The 19120-nt window shown below is 75.2% G+C and carries 16 protein-coding genes and 1 riboswitch; of the genes, 7 read left to right on the top strand and 9 right to left on the bottom strand.

Features of this window, described 5'->3' with window-relative positions; genetic code table 11:
- Positions 1-35 precede the first annotated feature (35 nt).
- From ACT17Q_RS02805 to gdhA, 5 genes are all read right to left on the bottom strand, one after another.
- On the bottom strand, positions 36-416 hold the full coding sequence (locus ACT17Q_RS02805) for a sterol carrier family protein (RefSeq protein ID WP_444664602.1): 381 nt from the start codon (positions 414-416) through the stop codon (positions 36-38).
- Positions 417-463: 47 nt separating this feature from the next.
- Complete coding sequence (locus tag ACT17Q_RS02800; protein WP_444664600.1) at positions 464-1297, bottom strand: glycoside hydrolase family 6 protein; 834 nt, start codon at positions 1295-1297, stop codon at positions 464-466.
- A 180-nt stretch (positions 1298-1477) separates the two neighbouring features.
- Entirely contained in the window at positions 1478-2542 is a 1065-nt protein-coding gene (gene rsgA, locus ACT17Q_RS02795) for a ribosome small subunit-dependent GTPase A (protein ID WP_444664598.1), read from the bottom strand.
- Between the two features lie 76 nt (positions 2543-2618).
- Positions 2619-3716, bottom strand: coding sequence for a glycoside hydrolase family 6 protein (locus ACT17Q_RS02790; protein ID WP_444664596.1), 1098 nt, complete (start codon positions 3714-3716; stop codon positions 2619-2621).
- A gap of 132 nt (positions 3717-3848) precedes the next feature.
- On the bottom strand, positions 3849-5183 hold the full coding sequence (gdhA, locus tag ACT17Q_RS02785) for an NADP-specific glutamate dehydrogenase (RefSeq protein ID WP_094180940.1): 1335 nt from the start codon (positions 5181-5183) through the stop codon (positions 3849-3851).
- 240 nt (positions 5184-5423) lie between these two features.
- Positions 5424-5532: riboswitch (SAM riboswitch) on the top strand.
- Between the two features lie 17 nt (positions 5533-5549).
- Here gdhA and ACT17Q_RS02780 point away from each other — a divergent pair.
- Positions 5550-6131, top strand: coding sequence for an NAD(P)H-dependent oxidoreductase (locus ACT17Q_RS02780; protein ID WP_444664593.1), 582 nt, complete (start codon positions 5550-5552; stop codon positions 6129-6131).
- Positions 6128-6550, top strand: coding sequence for a flavin reductase family protein (locus tag ACT17Q_RS02775; RefSeq protein ID WP_444664591.1), 423 nt, complete (start codon positions 6128-6130; stop codon positions 6548-6550). The genes ACT17Q_RS02780 and ACT17Q_RS02775 overlap by 4 nt, the downstream gene beginning before the upstream one ends.
- A 272-nt stretch (positions 6551-6822) precedes the next feature.
- Here ACT17Q_RS02775 and purL read toward each other — a convergent pair whose 3' ends face one another.
- Positions 6823-9162 (bottom strand): phosphoribosylformylglycinamidine synthase subunit PurL, encoded by a 2340-nt coding sequence (gene purL / locus ACT17Q_RS02770; protein WP_444664589.1) that lies wholly within the window; start codon positions 9160-9162, stop codon positions 6823-6825.
- Positions 9163-9519: 357 nt separating this feature from the next.
- Between purL and ACT17Q_RS02765 the strand changes: the two genes are divergently transcribed.
- The gene (locus tag ACT17Q_RS02765) at positions 9520-10455 is read left to right on the top strand and encodes an LPXTG cell wall anchor domain-containing protein (RefSeq protein ID WP_094180944.1); all 936 of its coding nucleotides are present in this window, start codon (positions 9520-9522) and stop codon (positions 10453-10455) included.
- A 165-nt stretch (positions 10456-10620) separates the two neighbouring features.
- A complete protein-coding gene (locus tag ACT17Q_RS02760; protein ID WP_444664587.1) occupies positions 10621-11499 on the top strand; it encodes a DUF2599 domain-containing protein in 879 nt (292 codons plus the stop codon).
- 18 nt (positions 11500-11517) lie between these two features.
- Here ACT17Q_RS02760 and ACT17Q_RS02755 read toward each other — a convergent pair whose 3' ends face one another.
- The 3 genes from ACT17Q_RS02755 to ACT17Q_RS02745 form a co-directional block, all read right to left on the bottom strand.
- Positions 11518-11799 carry a DUF1361 domain-containing protein gene (locus tag ACT17Q_RS02755; RefSeq protein WP_444664585.1) on the bottom strand — a complete coding sequence of 94 codons (282 nt, stop codon included), beginning with the start codon at positions 11797-11799 and terminating at the stop codon, positions 11518-11520.
- A gap of 92 nt (positions 11800-11891) precedes the next feature.
- The gene (locus ACT17Q_RS02750) at positions 11892-13970 is read right to left on the bottom strand and encodes an acyl-CoA dehydrogenase family protein (protein ID WP_444664583.1); all 2079 of its coding nucleotides are present in this window, start codon (positions 13968-13970) and stop codon (positions 11892-11894) included.
- 13 nt (positions 13971-13983) lie between these two features.
- Positions 13984-14736, bottom strand: a complete 753-nt coding sequence (locus ACT17Q_RS02745) for a TetR/AcrR family transcriptional regulator (protein WP_268535275.1) — start codon at positions 14734-14736, stop codon at positions 13984-13986.
- A 224-nt stretch (positions 14737-14960) separates the two neighbouring features.
- Here ACT17Q_RS02745 and ACT17Q_RS02740 point away from each other — a divergent pair, with 224 nt between their 5' ends.
- The 3 genes from ACT17Q_RS02740 to ACT17Q_RS02730 are packed head-to-tail and all read left to right on the top strand — an operon-like array spanning position 14961 to position 18569.
- Positions 14961-16286, top strand: a complete 1326-nt coding sequence (locus tag ACT17Q_RS02740) for an acetyl-CoA C-acetyltransferase (RefSeq protein WP_444664580.1) — start codon at positions 14961-14963, stop codon at positions 16284-16286.
- Between the two features lies 1 nt (position 16287).
- Positions 16288-17685 (top strand): 3-oxoacyl-ACP reductase, encoded by a 1398-nt coding sequence (locus tag ACT17Q_RS02735; RefSeq protein ID WP_268535269.1) that lies wholly within the window; start codon positions 16288-16290, stop codon positions 17683-17685.
- Positions 17682-18569, top strand: coding sequence for a MaoC/PaaZ C-terminal domain-containing protein (locus ACT17Q_RS02730; protein WP_444664578.1), 888 nt, complete (start codon positions 17682-17684; stop codon positions 18567-18569). The genes ACT17Q_RS02735 and ACT17Q_RS02730 overlap by 4 nt, the downstream gene beginning before the upstream one ends.
- Positions 18570-19120: the final 551 nt, after the last annotated feature.

The following is a 19120-nucleotide window of genomic DNA, read 5'->3' as shown; positions in this document are numbered from 1 at the left end:
CAGCCCGCCGCGGGTCCCGGCTCGCGCCGGGCCGGTCAGCGGCCGGGGCGCTCGCGCGCCGCCTGGAGCGGCAGCCAGTCCGCGAGGTCCGCGCGCTCGCCCGACGCGCGCACCCGGGCGTCGCGCACCGCGTCGTCCCACGTCAGCGCGCCGGTCGCGAGCTCGAGCCACGTCTGCGGGTCCATCTCGACGACGTTCGGCGGCGTCCCGCGCGTGTGCCGCGGCCCGGCGACGGCCTGCACCGCACCGTCCGGTGGCACCCGCACCTCGACGGTGTGCCCGGGCGCGACGTCCGCGAGCTCCTCGAGCGTGAACCGCACGGCCGTGCGCCGGGCCGGGACCGACGAGGGGTCCGCTCGCCACGCGGCGAGCGCCGCACGTCCCGCCACAGGATCGGTTCGACGACGAGGAGGCACCCCGCGATTCTCCCCCACCGCCGGGTGCCGCGGCCCGGTGGCCCGGCTCAGGTCGCGTTGCGCACGAGCTCGAGCGCGATCTCCTGCCACCACGCGCCGGCCGCCGGCCCGCCGTTGCCGGTGCCGTCCGACTCGCCCGGGGGCTTGACCCACAGCAGCGCGTCGCACGCCGTGCCGTCGTCGACCAGCCGCGGCAGGTCACCGACCGCGCGACCGCGCGCGTTGCACCACTCCCCGTCGCTCCCGCGGCCGTTGCGGGAGGTGTCGACGACGAACCGCAGGTCCAGCTCGGCGCAGATCGCCTCGCCGTACCCGCGCTCGTCGGCCGTCCACTGGTAGTTCGAGGTGTTCAGGGCGATGCCCGTCAGGTGCTGCGTGCCCACCAGCTCGACGCGCCGCACCACCTCCCGCGGCGTCAGCCACGCCGAGTGCCCCGCGTCGAGGTAGACGCGCGCACCGGCGGCGTGCAGCACCTGCGCGGCGTCCGCGAGGTACGCGACGCGGTCGCCCTGGTGGTCCCCGGCCCCGAGCTGCGGCAGCGCGTCCGGCTCGAGCACGACGATCGGCGCACCGCAGATGCCGGCGGCCACGTCCCGCACCCACTGCCCGTACCGCTCCGCCGGGGCACCGCCCGCTGAGTAGTGCCCGCAGTCGCGGCCGGGGATCGCGTACACCGCCAGGACCGCCGTGCTGCCCTCGTCGTGCGCGGCACGGGTGAGCTCGCGGACCTGTTCGCGCGTCGCGTCCGGGTCGGACGGGTCGTCGAGCCACGTGGCCTGCGGGGTCGTCGCGAGCAGCTCGAGCGCGGCTCGGTCCGCGCCGTGCGACGCCTGCCAGGCCGCGTACGCCTTCGTCCGGGTGCTGAGGTAGAGGCCGGTCACCGCTCGTCCTGTCGTCGCGCCATCTCGGTCCGGGTCGGGGCGGTCCGCGCGCCGGCTCCGCCGGTGTGGGAGCGCTCCGACACGAGCAGCAGCCTGGTCGACCGCGGGGCTCCTGCCCGTAGGCCCAAGGTCCGTCGCCCGTTCGCCAGCCCGCACCGGCCCGGGCGGGAGGCGCCGCCGCTAGGCGCGCGGCACCGGGCGGTGGCCGCGGCTGTGCTCCGCCGTGAGCTTCTTCCAGCGGGCGCGCTCGGCCGCCGCGAGCCGCGCGTCCACGCGCCGCTCCTGGTACGCCGCCTCACGCTCGAGCCGGCGCCAGCTGTCGAACCGGCGCTCGTCGAGCTCGCCCGAGTCGAGCGCGGCCCGCACCGCGCACCCCGGCTCGGACCGGTGCGCGCAGTCCGAGAACCGGCACCGGGCGGCCAGCGCGGCGACGTCCGCGAACGTGTGCTCGAGCGCCTCGGCGTCCGCCACCAGACCCACCGCACGCAGCCCCGGGGTGTCGATCAGCACCGCGCCGCCCGCGAGCGGCACCAGCTCCCGGTGCGTCGTCGTGTGCCGGCCGCGGCCGTCCGCGCGGCGCTCACCCGTCGGCATCGCCGCACGGCCCGCGAGCGCGTTGACCAGCGTCGACTTGCCGGCTCCCGAGGGTCCGACGACGACGAGGGTCGTGCCCGGCGTGAGCACCGCGCGCAGCGGCCCCAGCCCCTCGTCGGCGGTCGCCGTGACCGCGTGCACGTCGACCCCGAGCGCGACGCGCTGCACGTCAGCGGCCATCCCCCACGGGTCGGGGACCAGGTCCGCCTTGGTCAGCACCACCACCGGCGTCGCGCCCGAGCGCCACGCGAGGGTCAGCAGCCGCTCGACGCGCCCGAGGTCCGGGTCGGGGTCCAGGTGCTCCACGACGAGCACGACGTCCACGTTCGCCGCGAGCACCTGCGTCAGCGACGTGCGGCCCGCGGTGTCCCGCACGAGCGCCGACGAGCGCGGCAGCACCCGCGCGACGCAGCCCGCGTCGTCGAGCAGGACGTAGTCGCCGACCGCGGGGACGACACGCCCCTCGTCGTGCTCCGCGAGCCCGTCGCGCGCGAGCGCCGCGCGCACGGGCTCTGCCGGGGCGGGCTGTGCCGGGGCGGGCTGTGCCGGGGCGACCCCCGCGAGGGCGGGTCCGGGGACGCCGAGGTCGGGCACGACGAGCACCGCACCCTTGTCGGCGCGCACCACACGCCATCGCTGCGAGGAGGACATGCCGCCGACGGTAGGCCGACGCACCCGCGCCCGTCCGCTCCATTTCCGACCCCCGGCAAGGGGCCGAGCACCGACGTCAGGACGCGTTGCGCGCCAGCTCGAGGGCGATCTCCTGCCACCACTGCCCGGCGGCGGGCCCGCCGTTGCACGTGCCGTCGGACTCGCCGGGAGACTTGACCCACAGCAGCGCGTCGAGCGCCGTGCCGTCGTCGACGAGCCGCGGCGCCTCGCCGAGCGCGCGGCCGCGCGCGTTGCACCACTCGCCGTTCGAGCCGTTCCCGTTGCGCGAGGTGTCGACCACGAAGCCCAGGCCGTCGAGCTGCGCCGCGACCTGCTCGCCGTACGCGCGCTCGTCGGCGGTGGTCTGGTAGTTCGACGTGTTGAGCGCGAAGCCCGCGAGGTGCGCGGTGCCGACCGCGCGGATGCGCGCGACCGCCTCGCCGACGGGCAGCCACCCGCTGTGGCCGGCGTCGAGGTAGACGCGTGCGCCCGCCTCGTCGAGGGTGCGCGCGGCCGCGGCGAGGAGCGCGACCCGGTCGCCCTGGCCGTCGCAGTCGCCGAGCTGGGCGAGCGCGTCGGGTTCCAGTACGACGACGGGGTGCCCGACGATCCCGCCGGCCACCGCCTCGACCCACGCCGCGTACGCGTCGGCGGCGACGCCGCCCGCGGAGTGCAGCCCGCAGTCGCGGCCCGGGATCGCGTACACCACGAGCACAGCGGTGGTGCCCGAGTCGGCGGCGGCCGACGTGAGCCGGGCGACCTGATCACGGGCCACGCCGGCGTCGACCCAGTCGCCCACCCAGGCGGCCTGCGGGGTCTGGGCGATCGTCGCGAGGAGTCGCTTCTCCTCTCCCGTGGCCGCGCTCCAGGCGGTGACCGCCTGCGACTCGGTGCGCACCAGCAGGCCGCCGGCTGCGTCCGCTCCGGCGGCGGTGCTGGGTGCCGGCGTCTGCGGCGCCGCCGACGGGGGTGCGGCGGTGGGCGCGTCGGCCGTGCCCGGAGCGGCCGACGAGGCGGCCGGGGTGGTCGTGGCCGGACCCGCGGTGGCGTCGCACGCGGCGAGGAGCCCCATGAGAATCATGGCGAGGAGCACGGCGAGGACGCCTGCCCGCACGGGCGCGCCGGCCACGAGCCCGGCTCCGGAGGTGGGCTGCGCAGCGCGTCGGTCACCCATGAGGTCGTCCACCCATGAGCACGTCAGCGGCCGCACGGGGCGCGCACTGCAGCCCGGACGTCCGGGTTCACCCGTTCGCGACAGGCCGCGGCCCCGGTCGCCTCGCGTGAGGCGACCGGGGCCGCACGGCCGTCAGACCAGGCCGAGCGCGAGCATCGCGTCCGCGACGCGCACGAAGCCCGAGATGTTGGCACCGGCGACGTACGAGCCGGGCACGCCGTACTCGTCGGCCGTCGTCAGGCACCGGTCGTGGATGTCACGCATGATCGCCGCGAGGCGCTCCTCGGTGTGCTCGAACGTCCACGAGTCCCGCGACGCGTTCTGCTGCATCTCGAGCGCGGAGGTCGCGACACCGCCTGCGTTCGCGGCCTTGCCGGGCGCGTACAGCACGCCCGACTCGGTCAGCAGCGTGATCGCCTTGGGCGTCGTGGGCATGTTCGCGCCCTCGGCGACGACCTTGACGCCGGAGCCGACGAGCGCGCGCGCGTCGTCCTCGTCGAGCTCGTTCTGCGTGGCGCACGGCAGCGCGACCTGCGCACCGACCTCCCAGACGCGGCGGCCCGGGACGTACACGGCGCCGCGACGCTCGGCGTACACCGAGACGCGCCCGCGCTCGACCTCGCGCACCTGCCGCAGCAGGTCCAGGTCGATGCCCTTCTCGTCGAGCACGTAGCCCGACGAGTCCGAGCACCCGACCACGTGCGCGCCCAGCTGCTGGGCCTTCTCGATCGCGTACAGCGCGACGTTGCCCGCACCGGAGACGACCACGCGCTGCCCGTCGAAGGACTCGCCGATCGTCCGGAGCATGCTCTCCGCGAAGAGCACCGTGCCGTAGCCGGTCGCCTCCTTGCGGACGAGCGAGCCGCCCCAGGTGAGGCCCTTGCCCGTGAGCACCCCCGACTCGTAGCGGTTGGTGATGCGCTTGTACTGCCCGAACAGGTAGCCGATCTCACGGCCGCCGACGCCGATGTCACCGGCCGGCACGTCCGTGTACTCGCCGATGTGGCGGTACAGCTCCGTCATGAACGACTGGCAGAAGCGCATGACCTCGCCGTCGGACTTGCCGCGCGGGTCGAAGTCCGAGCCGCCCTTGCCGCCGCCGATCGGCATGCCCGTCAGCGCGTTCTTGAAGACCTGCTCGAAGCCCAGGAACTTCACGATCCCGAGGTACACCGAGGGGTGGAACCGCAGGCCGCCCTTGTACGGGCCGAGTGCGGAGTTGAACTCGACGCGGAAGCCCCGGTTGATCTGCACGGTCCCCGAGTCGTCGACCCAGGGGACACGGAAGATGATCTGCCGTTCGGGCTCGCACAGCCGCTCGAGGACGGCGGCGTCGACGTACTCGGGGTGGCGGTCGAGCACCGGCCCGAGGCTGTCGAACACCTCGTGGAGGGCCTGGTGAAACTCGTGCTCCCCGGCGTTGCGCGCGAGCACCTGCTCGAGGGCACGCTCCAGCTGCACCTGCATGTCTTTCGGCTCCGCTCTGCTCCGCGTGGCCTGGATGTGAGGACGCCCCAGGCTAGACGCCGTCCGGCAGTCGGGCGCAGGACTCCCGACCCGTGGACATCCGCGGGTCGCTGGGCGGCGCGGCGCTCGTCGCCCCGCGGTCGGCGTGCCGCTGGGGCGCGGGGCCCCGCGACGTCCACCAGACGAGATTTCCGACCAATCTGGTATCCCTTTTCGCACCCGCTGCTATACCCCTCCCGAGGTCACGAGAACCAGCGCCAAGCCCCGGCTCGCTGGTCGGCAACCCCGGTCACGCGCGGGGTGCTCCGGGGGACGACCTGGCCGGCCCACGGGCCGGCAAACGTGACGGAACGATTGCGAGGGACCATGAGCACGCACGCACCTGACACCCACCCCGAGCCCACCGTCGTGGTGGTCGCGGGCAACCCGCGCGAGGGATCGCGCACCCTGGCGGCCGCCCGGGCCGCGGCGCTTGCCGTCGCCGCCCACGTCGGCGGGACGGTCACCACCACGGTCGACCTGGTGACCGTCGCCGGCGAGCTCTTCGCCGGGCAGCGACCCCAGGTCGACGCCGCGCTCGGCGCGCTGGCGGACTCCGATGTCGCGGTGATCGCGACCCCGGTCTACAAGGCCTCCTACACGGGCCTGCTGAAGGCGTTCCTCGACCTGTACGGCCCCGACGGGCTCGCGGGCGTCGTCGTCGTGCCCCTCGTCGTGTCCGGCAACCCGGCGCACGCGCTCGTCGGCGAGGTCCACCTGCGGCCCGTGCTCGTCGAGCTCGGCGCGGTCGTCCCGACCCGCGCCCTCACGGTCACCGAGGCCGACCTCGCCGACCCGACCGGCCTCGACCGCGCCGTGGACGCCTGGCTCGCGCGCGGCGGCGACGCGCTGCGCCGCGCCGTCGGTCAGCCGGCCGCGGACCTCGACCTCGCGGAGGCAGCCCGATGACCGCCGAGCCGGTCGCCCGCCCGCACACCGACGCGCCGCACGAGTCGCGCCTGTCACCCGACGAGTACAAGGCCGTGTTCCGCGGCCACCCCGCGGGCGTCGTCGTCGTGACGCTGCGCGACGCGGACGGCCGACCCGTCGGGTTCACCGCGACGTCCGTCATCTCGGTCTCCACCGAGCCGCCGCTGCTCGCGTTCTCGCTCGCGTCCTCGTCGTCCTCGTGGCCCGCGGTCTCGCGTGCGACGACCCTCGCCCTCAGCTTCCTCGCCGACCACCAGGACGACGTCTCGGCCAGGTTCGCGACGAGCGGCATCGACCGGTTCGCGGCCGGCGGCTGGACCGCGCTGCCGGCCGGGGAGCCGGTGTCAACGACCACTCATCCCGATCCCACGATCTGGACCATCTCGTTCCCCGTGTGAGCCCCCGCTGCCCCACCTCGCCCACGCCCCCGCCCGCCGACCCCGCGGTTCCTCCGGGTCCGAAGGAGCTGAGCCGGAGCAAGCGCGGTCTCGACCGAGGCCCCCGCCGCTGACCCCGTCGTTGCTCCGGCTCTGGAGGGGCCGAGCCGGAGGAAGCGCGAGGTCGGCGGGGTGGGGCGGTCAGGTATCGGGTGTCGGGTGCGGGGGCTGGGTGTCGGGGACGACGAAGCCCCCGCGCCGGGTGGGTGCGGGGGCTCCGGGGTGGTGCGGGGTCAGCCGAAGTGGCGCGGGAGGGTGGCCTCGAACACGTCGCGGGCCTCGGCCAGCGGGATCGCGAACAGGCCCTCGACCTCGACGGCCGGACCGGCCTCCTCGTCGTCGGACGCGACGTCCGCGGTCTGACCGAGCTTGAGCGCCGGGACGCCGCGCGCGACGCACAGGTCCGCGAAGCGCACCTCCTCCGAGCGCGGCACCGCGACGAGCGCACGTGCCGTGGACTCGGAGAACAGCGCCTCGAACGGCGTGAGGCCGTCCCGCTCGCACAGCGCGTCGAGGGACACGCGCACACCCACGCCGAACCGCAGCGACGACTCGAGGAGCGCCTGGACCATGCCGCCCTCGGACAGGTCGTGCGCCGCGTCGACGAGGCCGTCGCGCGCGGCGTTCTGCAGCACCGCGGCCAGCGCACGCTCGGCGGCCAGGTCGACCCGCGGCGGCACGCCGCCCAGGTGACCGTGCTCGACGTCCGCCCACGCGGACCCGTCGAGCTCGGCACGCGTGGTGCCGAGCAGGTAGACCGACACGCCCGGCGCGGTCCAGCCGGACGGCACCGCGGACGCGACGTCGTCGAGCACGCCCAGCACACCGACGACGGGCGTCGGGTGGATGGCCGAGTCGATCTTCCCGGGCTCGCCCGTGCCGTTGTAGAGCGAGACGTTGCCGCCCGTGACGGGGACCTCGAGCGTCTGGCACGCGTCGGCCAGGCCGCGGATCGCCTCGACGAGCTGCCACATCGAGTCGGGGTGCTCGGGGCTGCCGAAGTTGAGGCAGTCGGTCACCGCGAGCGGGCGCGCGCCCGTCGTCGCGACGTTGCGGTACGCCTCCGCGAGCGCGAGCTGCGCACCCGTGTACGGGTCGAGCTTGCCGTAGCGGCCGTTCGCGTCGGTCGCGAGCGCGACACCCAGGCCGCTCTCCTCGTCGACCCGGACCACGCCCGAGTCGTCGGGCTGCGCGAGGGCGGTGTTGCCCTGCACGAAGCGGTCGTACTGCTTGGTGACCCACTCCTTGGACGCGAGGTTCGGCGAGCCGAGCAGGCGCAGCGCGGTCGCGCGCAGCTCGTCGGGGCTCGTCGGACGCGCGAGCGACGCGGACGTGTCGGCGTTCAGCCCGTCCTGCCACGCGGGACGCGCGTACGGGCGGTCGTAGACCGGGCCGTCGTGCGCGACCGTCTTGGGGTCGACGTCGACGATGCGGTGCCCGTGGTGGTCGATCGTGAGCCGGCCCGAGCCGGTGACCTCGCCGATGATCGCGGTCTCGACGTCCCACTTGCGCGTGATCGCGAGGAACTCCTCGAGCTTGGCGGGGGTGACGACCGCCATCATGCGCTCCTGCGACTCCGACATCAGGATCTCGCCGGCCGTCAGGGTGGGGTCGCGCAGCAGGACGTTCTCGAGGTCGACGTGCATGCCGCCGTCACCGTTCGAGGCGAGCTCGCTCGTCGCGCACGAGATGCCCGCCGCGCCCAGGTCCTGGATGCCCTCGACGACGCGTGCGGCGTACAGCTCGAGGCAGCACTCGATGAGCACCTTCTCCATGAACGGGTCGCCGACCTGCACCGACGGCCGCTTGGACGGCTTGGTGTCGTCGAACGTCTCCGACGCGAGGATCGACGCCCCGCCGATGCCGTCGCCGCCCGTGCGCGCGCCGAACAGCACGACCTTGTTGCCCGCACCCGACGCGTTCGCGAGGTGGATGTCCTCGTGCCGCAGCACGCCCAGGCACAGGGCGTTGACGAGCGGGTTGCCCTGGTACGAGGCGTCGAACACGAGCTCGCCGCCGATGTTCGGCAGACCGAGCGAGTTGCCGTAGCCACCGACGCCCGCGACCACGCCGTGCACGACGCGGGCCGTGTCCGGGTGGTCGACCGCACCGAACCGCAGCTGGTCCATCACGGCGACGGGGCGGGCACCCATGGAGATGATGTCGCGCACGATGCCACCGACGCCCGTGGCCGCGCCCTGGTACGGCTCGACGTACGACGGGTGGTTGTGGGACTCGACCTTGAACGTCACGGCCCAGCCGTCGCCGATGTCGACGACGCCCGCGTTCTCACCGATGCCGACGAGCAGGTGCTCCTTCATCGCCGGTGTGGTCTTGTCGCCGAACTGGCGCAGGTGCGTCTTGGAGGACTTGTACGAGCAGTGCTCGGACCACATGACGGAGTACATCGCGAGCTCGGCGGCGGTGGGCCGGCGGCCGAGGATGCCGCGGATGCGCTGGTACTCGTCGGGCTTGAGACCGAGCTCGGCGTAGGGCTGGGCGAGGTCGGGAGTCGCCGCGGCGTCCTCGACGGTGTCGTAGTGCTGGTCGCTGCGCGCGGGTGCGGAGGTCATCGGTTCCCTTGGGCGAGTTCCGGGCCGTGCCGGCCGGCCCGCGGGGACACGGCCGTCGTCGGCGGACGGCGACAGGATACCGACGCCCACGGGGCCGTCCGACGCGCGTCCACTCCCCGGCGCGGAGCCCTCCCGGCCCCGCGCGGCGCAGGCTCGTCGGACGCGCGTCCAGGTGACGCTCGCCCGGACGGGCGAGCCCGGCGTGCGCTCAACGGGTGACACGTGCGCACGCCCCGGCGCGCCGCGCGCGACACGCCGATGGGGGAATTGTGCGTTATGCCTGATCGCCCTACTGTCTCGGCTTGGTCGGATGTCCGATTCGACCGTTTTCGACGCACTCTCCCGAGCCGAGGTCCGATGCTCCCCCGTGCCGCTGCCGCCACAGCCCTCCCGATCGTCACCGGTCTGCTCCTCGTCGCGTCGTCATCGGGCGCGTGGGCGGGCACGTCGGACGGCCCCGTGCCCTACGCCGTGACCGCCGAGGGCCTGACGCTGGCACCGGGCGACACGTTCGCGAACCACGACCACGTGAACGTGCAGTACACGCACCACGGACGCACCGGCTCGGCCAACCTGCACATCGAGGGCACGCGCTCGACCGGCGGCCTGATCGGCAAGAGCGCGGTGCGCTGGGACACGGTCGGCATCCCCGCGAACTCCTGCATCACCTGGGTCCAGGTGAGCAAGTACGAGGAGCACTTCGGTGAGGGCGGCCAGAAGCCGGTCTGCTCGACGACGTGCCGCCCCACCCCGCAGCCGAGCTCCCCGCCGCAGCCGTCCCCCTCGCCCCAGCCGACGTCGTACCCGACCTACCCGCCGCGCCCGACCCCGACGCCGAAGCCGACCGTGACGCCGACGCCGCCGGTCGAGGAGCCGACGCCGGGCCCGACCGTCCCGCCGCTCCCGCCCGTCGAGGAGCCGCTGCCCAGCCCGGAGCCGTCGGTCGAGGCGCCGACGCCGACGCCCACCGCTGACGAGACGACGCCGGCCCCCACGCCCGGCGAGTCGACCCCGCCGTCGGACGACGTCACCCCGACCCCGGTCCCCTCGCTGTCGAGCCCCGTCGCGCCGGGTGACGACGAGGAGGTCGTCGTCGCCGGGCCGAGCCCGACGCCGAGCTACCCGTCCGCGGTGCTGGCCGACGAGAACCCCGACGACACCCCGCCGCTCGCGAGCACGGGTTCCGACTCGCTCGTCCCCGGCCTCGCCGCCGGGCTCGGCGCACTCGCCGCCGGTGCGGGACTCCTCGCCGTCCGCGCCCGCAAGGGGTACCGCCCCGCGCACCGTCGCTGACGCGACCGACGGGCCGGTGACCGCGCCTCCGGGTGCGGGCCCCGGCCCGTCGGCGCCGACGTCCGGCCGCACCCCCTCCCCCTGAGCGGCCGGGCGCGGGCCCGGCGGGCACGAGCCGCACACTCGGCCCGCCGGGCTCCGGCACGCGCGCGCTAGGTTCGACGCGTGCCCACCGCAGCGACCCGACGCACGAGCGCCGTCACGCTCGCGGCGCTGGTCCTCGCCCTGGTCGGCGCCTGTGGGCCATGGGCGTCGGACGACGTCGCGCCGACGACGAGCGCACCCTCGCCGACGGTCGGACCGACCGCGACGCCCGCTCCCACGCGCACACCCGGTGACACGAGCACGGTCGGCCCCACGAGCACGGCGGACCCCCTGAGCACAGCCGGTACGTCGGCGGCGGACGCCGCGCTCCTCGCCCGCGCGCTCCGCGACGGTGTGACCGTCCGCTCGTCCGGTCCGTCGACCGGCCCGGTCGCGCTGCGCGTGCTCGCCGACGCCCCGGCCCGCCTGCTCGACGACGGCTCGGTGCGGGTCCCGCTCGCGGCGGGCACGGGCGCCGTCGTCGTCGCACCCGCACCCTGGCGGCTGGACGTGCTCCCGGACGGGACCGCGCTCGTCCTGCGCGGCGAGGTGCCCGTCGCGGGCGTCCGCGCGCAGCCGGACGGGCGGCTGCGCACGCTCGCCCGCACCGAGGCGGGCGGCGCTCGCAGCGACGTCGCGGTGCTGCGCGCGGGGGACGAGCCGACCAGCGTGTGGTTCACGGCGCGCGCGGTGCTCGACGTGGCGTGGGGCGAACGGGAGGGCGGGCGGTCACTCGCGGTGACGCCCGCGGACTGGGCGCGCGGCGGCGGGCTCGCGGCCGACGCGCTGGTGCCCGCGCAGGTCGTCGCGGCCGCGCCCGAGGCGGGGGCGCCGACGATGCTGGACCAGCTCGCGTGCCACCAGCGCGGGGCGCGGCACAAGGACGTGTGGAACATCGAGCCGTGGCGTCCGCGGGTCTCGGCGCTCGAGCTGGTGGCGACGCGCTGCAACCCCACCTGACCGGCGCCGGGCGCCGGGTCAGCCGCCGCGCAGGTCCTCGACGCGCACCAGCCCGGCGATGACGGGCCCGACCACGACGAGGTGGATCAGCCCCAGGAACAGCGCCGTGAGCAGCGTGAACCACACCATCCCCGCGAGCCCGCCGGGCCGCCGCACGTGCGCGACGACCTTGCGCACGAGCGAGGACGGGTGCCGCACGTCCCACGAGTTGAGGCGCACGTCGCGCCCCAGGTGGATGCCGAGCGCGACGAGCAGCAGGATCACGACGCACAGGACGACGGACGACCTGTCGGCGAGCACGCTCGCGTCGTCGCCCGACGTGACCAGCAGACCGCGGCCGCCCCCGCCTACCCCCGGGTGAGGTGGGACGAGGGCGGCCGAGGTCGCAGGGGTCAGCGCACGTGCTTCTCGGGCACGGCGAGCCGCCCCGCGGCGCGCTCGGTCCGGAAGTACGCGCGCGCCTCGTCCTGCCGCTCCTTCTCGGCACCCGAGGCGATGGGGGCGCGCAGCTGCTCGGGCGCGAAGCCGAACCCGTCGACGAGGTCCTGCGCGTAGGGCCGCAGGCGCACGAGCAGCCGGTCGATGTAGGACGAGACGGTGCGGGCCCGGCCGGCGGACAGGCGACCGTTGACGAGGTACCACGCGAGGTGGCGCTCGACGAGCGTGAGGCCGAACAGGTCGCGCAGCCACGTGAGCACCTGCCGGGTGCCCGGGTCGGTGGCGGCGTGCACGCCGCGCGTGAACGCCTCCCACTGCACGCGCTCGGCGTGGGCGCGCGCGGCCTCGATGAGCTCGTGCTGGTGGGAGTTGACGAGCGCGGCGGCCTCGGCGGGCGGCAGCTTCGTCGCGGGGCGCAGCGCGGTGGCGAGCTCGGCCACCATGACCTCGACGCGCTCGGTGAGCAGCTCGCGCTGCGTCTCCTCGTCGCGCAGCTGACCGGCGGAGCGACGCGCGTCGCCCACGTCGGCGATGGTCTGCGCGGCGCGCACGAGCAGCGTGCGGTGCACGGCCTTGTCGGCGACGAGCCGCGCGACGTCACCCGCGCCGCCCGCCTTGAGCGCCTTCGCGAAGTCGCCGAGGAGCCGCTTGCCGACGAGCTGCGACAGGACGGTGTTGTCGCCCTCGAACGTCACGTACACGTCCAGGTCCTGGTGCAGGCCGACGAGCCGGTTCTCCGCGAGGTAGCCGGCGCCGCCGCACGCCTCGCGACACTCCTGCACGGTGCGCATCGCGAGCCACGTGGACGTCGACTTGAGGGCCGCCGCGAGGGTCTCGAGGTCCTCCCGGGTCTCCGGCGTGTCGTTGCGGCCCGAGAACACCTCGTCGAACGCGGCGAGCAGCTCCTCGTGCGCGAACGTCGAGGCGTACGTCTCGGCGAGCAGCGGCAGCAGGCGGCGCTGGTGGCGCTGGTAGTCGAGCAGGACGACCTCGTCCTCGCCCGCACCGGCGAACTGGCGACGCTCGTTCGCGTACCGCACCGCGATGGCGAGCGCGATCTTCGACGCGTTCACCGCGGCGCCGTCGAGCGACACGCGGCCCTGCACGAGGGTGCCGAGCATCGTGAAGAACCGGCGGCCGGGGCTGGAGATCGGTGAGGTGTACGTGCCGTCCTCGGCGACGTCGCCGTACCGGTTGAGCAGGTGGGTGCGCGGCACGCGGACGTGGTCGAAGTGCAGGCGGCCGTTGTCGATGCCGTTCAGGCCGCCCTTGAACCCGTCGTCCTCGCCGCCGACGCCCGGCAGGAACGCGCCGTCCTCGTCGCGGATCGGCACGTAGAACGCGTGCACGCCGTGGTTGACGCGCGGCTTGCCCTCGGGCGCGGTGACGAGCTGCGCGAACACGACCGCGGCGCGGCCGTGCAGAGCGGCGTTGCCCAGGTAGTCCTTCCACGCCGCGCGGAACGGGGTGTGGATGACGAACTCCTGCGTCTCGCGGTCGTACTCGGCCGTGGTGCCGATCGACGCGACGTCGGACCCGTGGCCCGTCTCGGTCATCGCGAACGCGCCCGGCATGTCGACCGACATCGCGGCCGGGAGGAACGTGTCGTGGTGGTGCTCGGTGCCCAGGTGCAGGATCGCGGACGCGAAGAGCCCCCACTGCACACCGGCCTTGATCTGCAGCGACGGGTCGCCGGCGACGAGCTCCTCGAACCGGGCGAGGCTGCCGCCGTGGTCGTCGGCGCCACCGAGCCGAGCGGGGAAGGCGCGCAGCACGTCGTGGTGCGCCGCGAGCTCGCGCAGCTGGTGCAGCACGCGCTCGCGGTGCTCCGCCATCGGCAGGCCCTCGATCTTCTGGAACTCGGGCCTGCCGGTGAGGGCACGGGCCTCGCGGCGCAGCGTCGCGTACCGCCCGAGGAGCTGCTCCGTCAGCGCGGCGACGTCGACGCGCGGCTCGGCGGTGGACGCGAGGCTGGTGCCGCGCTGCGGGGACGGGGTGGTGGGACCGGAGGGTGCGGTCGTCGTGGCGGTCATCGGGTCTCCCGGGTCATCGGATCTCCCATGGGCGGGTGGAGGTGTGCGGGAAGCGCTCGCGGGCGAGCAGGCCGACGGGGCCGGCCCACAGCCACGCGGCGACCTGGGCGGTGAGGGTCTCGCGGTCGGGCACGCCCGGCTCGCCGCGGTGGGCCATCCACCACTCGCCGGCGCCGCGCACGAAGCCGACGGCGCCGGCGGCCCAGACCTCGGCGAGCGAGTCGCGGGCCGCGGTGGCGGCGTCCGGCGCGGTGCCCGGCGCGGGGTCCGGCGTGGCGTCCTCGCCGCGCTGGTCGTGGTGGTCGGACAGCTCGCGCGCGAACGGCAGCGCGACGAGGTGCGTCACGGAGTCGAGGAAGTGCCCGAGCGGGCCCCCGGACTCGACCGAGCCGTCGCGCGTGACGAACGCGTACACGTGCGGCGAGGACTCGATCATCTCGAGGTACACCGCGACCATCGCGCGCAACCCGTCACGCGGCGTCGGTGCGACGCGCAGCACGCCCTCGAGCGCGCCCTGGATCTGCAGGACGACGGCCTCGGCGACCGCGATCTGCAGCCCGGTCTTGTCGGAGAAGTACCGGTAGACGATCGACTTCGACGTGCCCGCGGCGTTCGCGATCTCCTCCATGGAGACGTCCGGCCCCTTGTGATGGACCGTGCGGCGCGCGATGCGGACGAGCTCGGCGCGGCGCGCCTCGCGGTGGTCGGCCCAGCGGGCGGAGCGGCCGTCGACGACGAACGGGTCGTCGCGCCGCACGTCGCGCACGGAGGGGACGGGGGGTGTGGCGGACGTGGAGGACCCTGCCGCACTGCCCCCTGGGGTGCCGGCCGGTGCGCTGGGGGCCGTCGTCGTCGACGGGCCCGGTGTGATCGGACTCACGAAACCGACGGTATCAGGTACTGTGGGTTGCGGACACCACTTCGGGACGAACGTCCCTGGACCTGCGGGTCCGACGCTGATCGCGACGACGCGAGAGGAGCGCCACGCAGATGGCACTCAAGAACACAGCCACCCCGAGCGCGCCCCGCCGCGCCCTGGTCCTCGGCGGCAACCGGATCCCGTTCGCCCGCTCCGGCGGCGCCTACGCCCACGCCTCGAACCAGGACATGCTCACCGCCGCGCTCGAGGGGCTCGTCGCCCGCTACGGGCTCCAGGGCGAACGCATCGGCGAGGTCGCCGCGGGCGCCGTGCTCAAGCACAGCCGCGACTTCAACCTCACGCGGGAGGCCGTGCTGGGCTCGTCGCTCGCGGCGACGACGCCCGCGTACGACGTCCAGCAGGCGTGCGCGACCGGGCTCGAGACGCTCGTCGGGCTGTCGAACAAGATCCGGCTCGGCCAGCTCGAGTCCGCGATCGCGGGCGGCGTGGACTCCACCTCGGACGCGCCGATCGTCGTGACCGACCGCCTGCGCCGCGCGCTGCTGGACCTCTCGCGCGCCCGGACCGCCGGCCAGAAGCTCGCCGCGCTCGGCCGCATCCGCCCCAAGGACCTCGCTCCCGTCGCCCCGTCCACCGGCGAGCCGCGCACGCACCTGTCCATGGGCGAGCACCAGGCGCTGACGACCGCGCAGTGGGGCATCACACGCGAGGCGCAGGACGAGCTCGCGCTCGCCTCGCACCAGCGGCTCGCCGCCGCGTGGGACGCCGGGTTCTTCGACGACCTCGTCACCCCGTACCGCGGGCAGACGGTCGACGGGAACCTGCGCAAGGACACCTCGCTCGAGAAGCTCGCGGGGCTCAAGCCCACGTTCGGCACGCGTCTCGACGCGCCCGCGACCATGACCGCCGGCAACTCCACGCCGCTCACCGACGGCGCGTCGACCGTGCTGCTCGGCTCCGAGGAGTGGGCCGCCACCCGCGGGCTCACTCCGCTCGCCGCGGTCGTCGACGCGGAGGCCGGGGCGGTCGACTTCGTGCACGGCGAGGACGGCCTGCTCATGGCACCCGTGTTCGCGGTGCCGCGGCTCCTGGCGCGCAACGGGCTCACGCTCGCGGACCTGGAGTACGTCGAGATCCACGAGGCGTTCGCCTCGACCGTGCTCGCCACGCTCGCCGCGTGGGAGTCCGACGAGTTCGGCCGCACCCGCCTGGGCCTCGACGGCGCGTTCGGGACCGTCGACCGCGCGCGGCTCAACGTGCACGGGTCGTCCCTCGCGGCCGGCCACCCGTTCGCCGCGACCGGCGGCCGCATCGTCGCGACCATCGCCAAGGAGCTCCACCTGCGCAAGCAGCGCGACGGCGGCACGCCGCGTGCGCTCGTGTCCATCTGTGCGGCCGGCGGGCTCGGCCTCACCGCGATCCTCGAGGCGGCCTGACATGGCGAACCCGATCACGACGACCCTGTCGGCCAAGCTGTCGGGCCTGCTGGGGTTCTCCCCCGCGGTCCCGCTGCGCCGCTGGTCGGCCGGTCAGCCGCTCGTCGACGGCAAGGTCCTCGTGCTCGGCTCGGGCACCGGGCCCGACGCCGACGCGGACGCCGTCGCGGCACTCCTGTCGGGTTCGCCCGCGCAGCCGTCCGCGACGCCCGACTCCGCGGGCACCGAGGTGCTCGACGGCTGGGGCCTCGACGTGTACCGCCACCCCGTGCCCGACGAGCGGTACGCCGCCGTCGTCCTCGTCCTCACCGGCGTCGAGCACCCCGACGCGCTGCACGAGCCGCTGCTCGCGGCCGCCTCGACCCTCAAGAAGCTCGCGCGCGGCGGCCGGGTCGTGACCATCTCGCGCGCCGCGAGCGCGTCCGACGCGCCCGCGGTCGCCGCGGCCCGCCAGGGCGTCGACGCCGTCGTGCGGACCATCGCCAAGGAGTCGCGCGGCGGCGCGACCGCCAACGGCATCGTGCTCGGCGACGGCGTCCCGGTCACCGCCGCGTCCGCGGTCGGCGCGCTGCGGTTCCTGCTGTCCACCCGCTCCGCCTTCGTGCACGGCCAGCTCCTCGCGGTCGACTCCACCGCGGGCGCCCTGCCCGCCGACTGGGACGCCCCGCTCGCCGGCCGCGTCGCGGTCGTCACGGGCGCCGCACGCGGCATCGGCGCGGCGATCGCGCGCACGCTCGCCCGGGACGGCGCGACCGTCGTCGCGGTCGACGTGCCCGCCGCGGGCGAGCAGCTCGCCGCGGTCGCCAACGAGGTCCGCGGCACCGCGCTCCAGCTCGACATCACCGCCCCCGACGCGGGCGCCACGATCCTCGAGCACGCGCTCGCACGGCACGGGCACCTCGACGTCGTCGTGCACAACGCCGGCATCACGCGCGACAAGCTGTTCGCCAACATGACCGAGGCGCAGTGGGACTCGGTGATCGCCGTGAACATCGCCGCGCAGCTCGCGATCAACGAGGCGCTGCTCACGTCCGGCGACTTCACCGACGCGCCGCGCATCGTCTCGATCTCGTCGACCACCGGCCTCGCGGGCAACCGCGGCCAGGCCAACTACGCGGCCACCAAGGGCGGCGTGATCGGCATGGTCCGCGCGACCGCGCCGCTGCTCGAGCCGTTCGGCGGCACCGCGAACGCCGTCGCGCCCGGCTTCATCGAGACCGAGATGACCGCGCGGATGCCCGCCGTGACACGGCAGGTCGCGCGGCAGCTGAACTCGCTGCAGCAGGGTGGCCTCCCGGTCGACGTCGCCGAGGCGGTGTCGTTCCTCGCGTCGCCGCAGGCCGGCGGGGTGGTCGGGCGCACGCTGCGGGTGTGCGGGCAGAACGTGGTGGGCGCGTGACGCTCGTCGACCTGCCCGCCGTCCCCGGGCTGGGTGGGCTGTACGCGCGCGGCGCGGCGTCCACCGGCCGCCTCGCGCTCGCCCGGCGCACCGGCTCGGCGCCCCTCGAGCTGCCCGCCACCGCCTACCGGGTCCGGGGCGTGCGCGCCTCGCTCGATCACCTGGCGGCCTACCAGCGGCTCGTCGGCGAGGAGGCGAGCGACACCCTGCCGCCCGGCCTCGTGCACGTGCTCGGGTTCCCCCTCGCCATCGCGCTCATGGCGCGCACCGACTTCCCGCTGCCGATGCTCGGGATGGTGCACCTCGCGAACCTCGTCGAGCAGCGTCGCGCCATCGGCTACGACGAGACGCTGGACGTCTCCGCGTCCGCGGACCGGCTGCGGCCCCACCGCACGGGCACGCAGGTCGACCTGGCGGTCGAGGCTGCCGTCGACGACGAGGTCGTCTGGCGCGGCGTCTCGACGTACCTCGCCAAGGGCGTGCACCTGCCGTCCGACGAGCGCGCGTCCGACGACGAGCGCGCACCGTTCGAACCCCCGCTCCCCACCGGTCAGTGGCGGCTCGCGGCCGACACGGGCCGCCGGTACGCCGCCGTCTCGGGCGACCGCAACCCGATCCACCTCAGCCCGCTCACGGCCAAGGCGTTCGGCTTCCCGCGGACCATCGCGCACGGGATGTACACCGCCGCGCGTCTGCTCGCCGACGCGGGCCGGGGACGGGGCGACGCGTTCGTCTGGTCGGTGGACTTCGTCAAGCCGGTGCTGCTGCCCGCGACCGTCGCGACCTCGGTGCGCCACCGCCCGGGCGGCGGGTTCGACCTCGCGGCGTGGCACCCGCGCTCGGGCAAGCCCCACGCCCTCGCCTCGGTCGCCCCCCTCCCCTGACCCCACCCAACCGCAGGCCGGACCGACCATCCGCCGCGTGGTCGACCCCCCCTCCACCCGCGACCCCGCCGTTACTCCGGCTATCCGCGACAAGAACCGGAGCAACCCCGGGCTCGTCGACCATCCAGCCGCGGAGTCGGTCGACGATCCGCCGCGCGGGTCGACCGACCATCCAGCCGCGACCCCGCCGTTGCTCCGGCTATCCGTGACGAGACCCCGGAGCAACCCCGGCCTCGTCACCCACCCAACCGCAGGCCCGAACGGCCCTCCCCCGCGCGGGTCGACCGGCCATCCAACCGCGACCCCGCCGTTGCTCCGGCTATGCGCGACGTGACCCGGAGCAACCCCGGCCTCGTCACCCACCCAACCGCAGGCCCGAACGGCCCTCCCCCGCGCGGGTCGACCGGCCATCCAACCGCGACCCCGCCGTTGCTCCGGGTATGCGCGACGAGAGCCGGAGCAACCCCGGGCTCGTCACCCACCCAGCCGCGGGGTCCGTCGACCATCCAGCCGAGGGCTCGACCGGCCATCCAACCGCGACCCCGCCGTTG

This window comes from Cellulomonas sp. CW35 (assembly GCF_052378485.1).
In the GTDB taxonomy this organism is placed as follows: domain Bacteria; phylum Actinomycetota; class Actinomycetes; order Actinomycetales; family Cellulomonadaceae; genus Cellulomonas; species Cellulomonas uda.
This window is presented reverse-complemented; position numbering and strand designations above follow the sequence as displayed.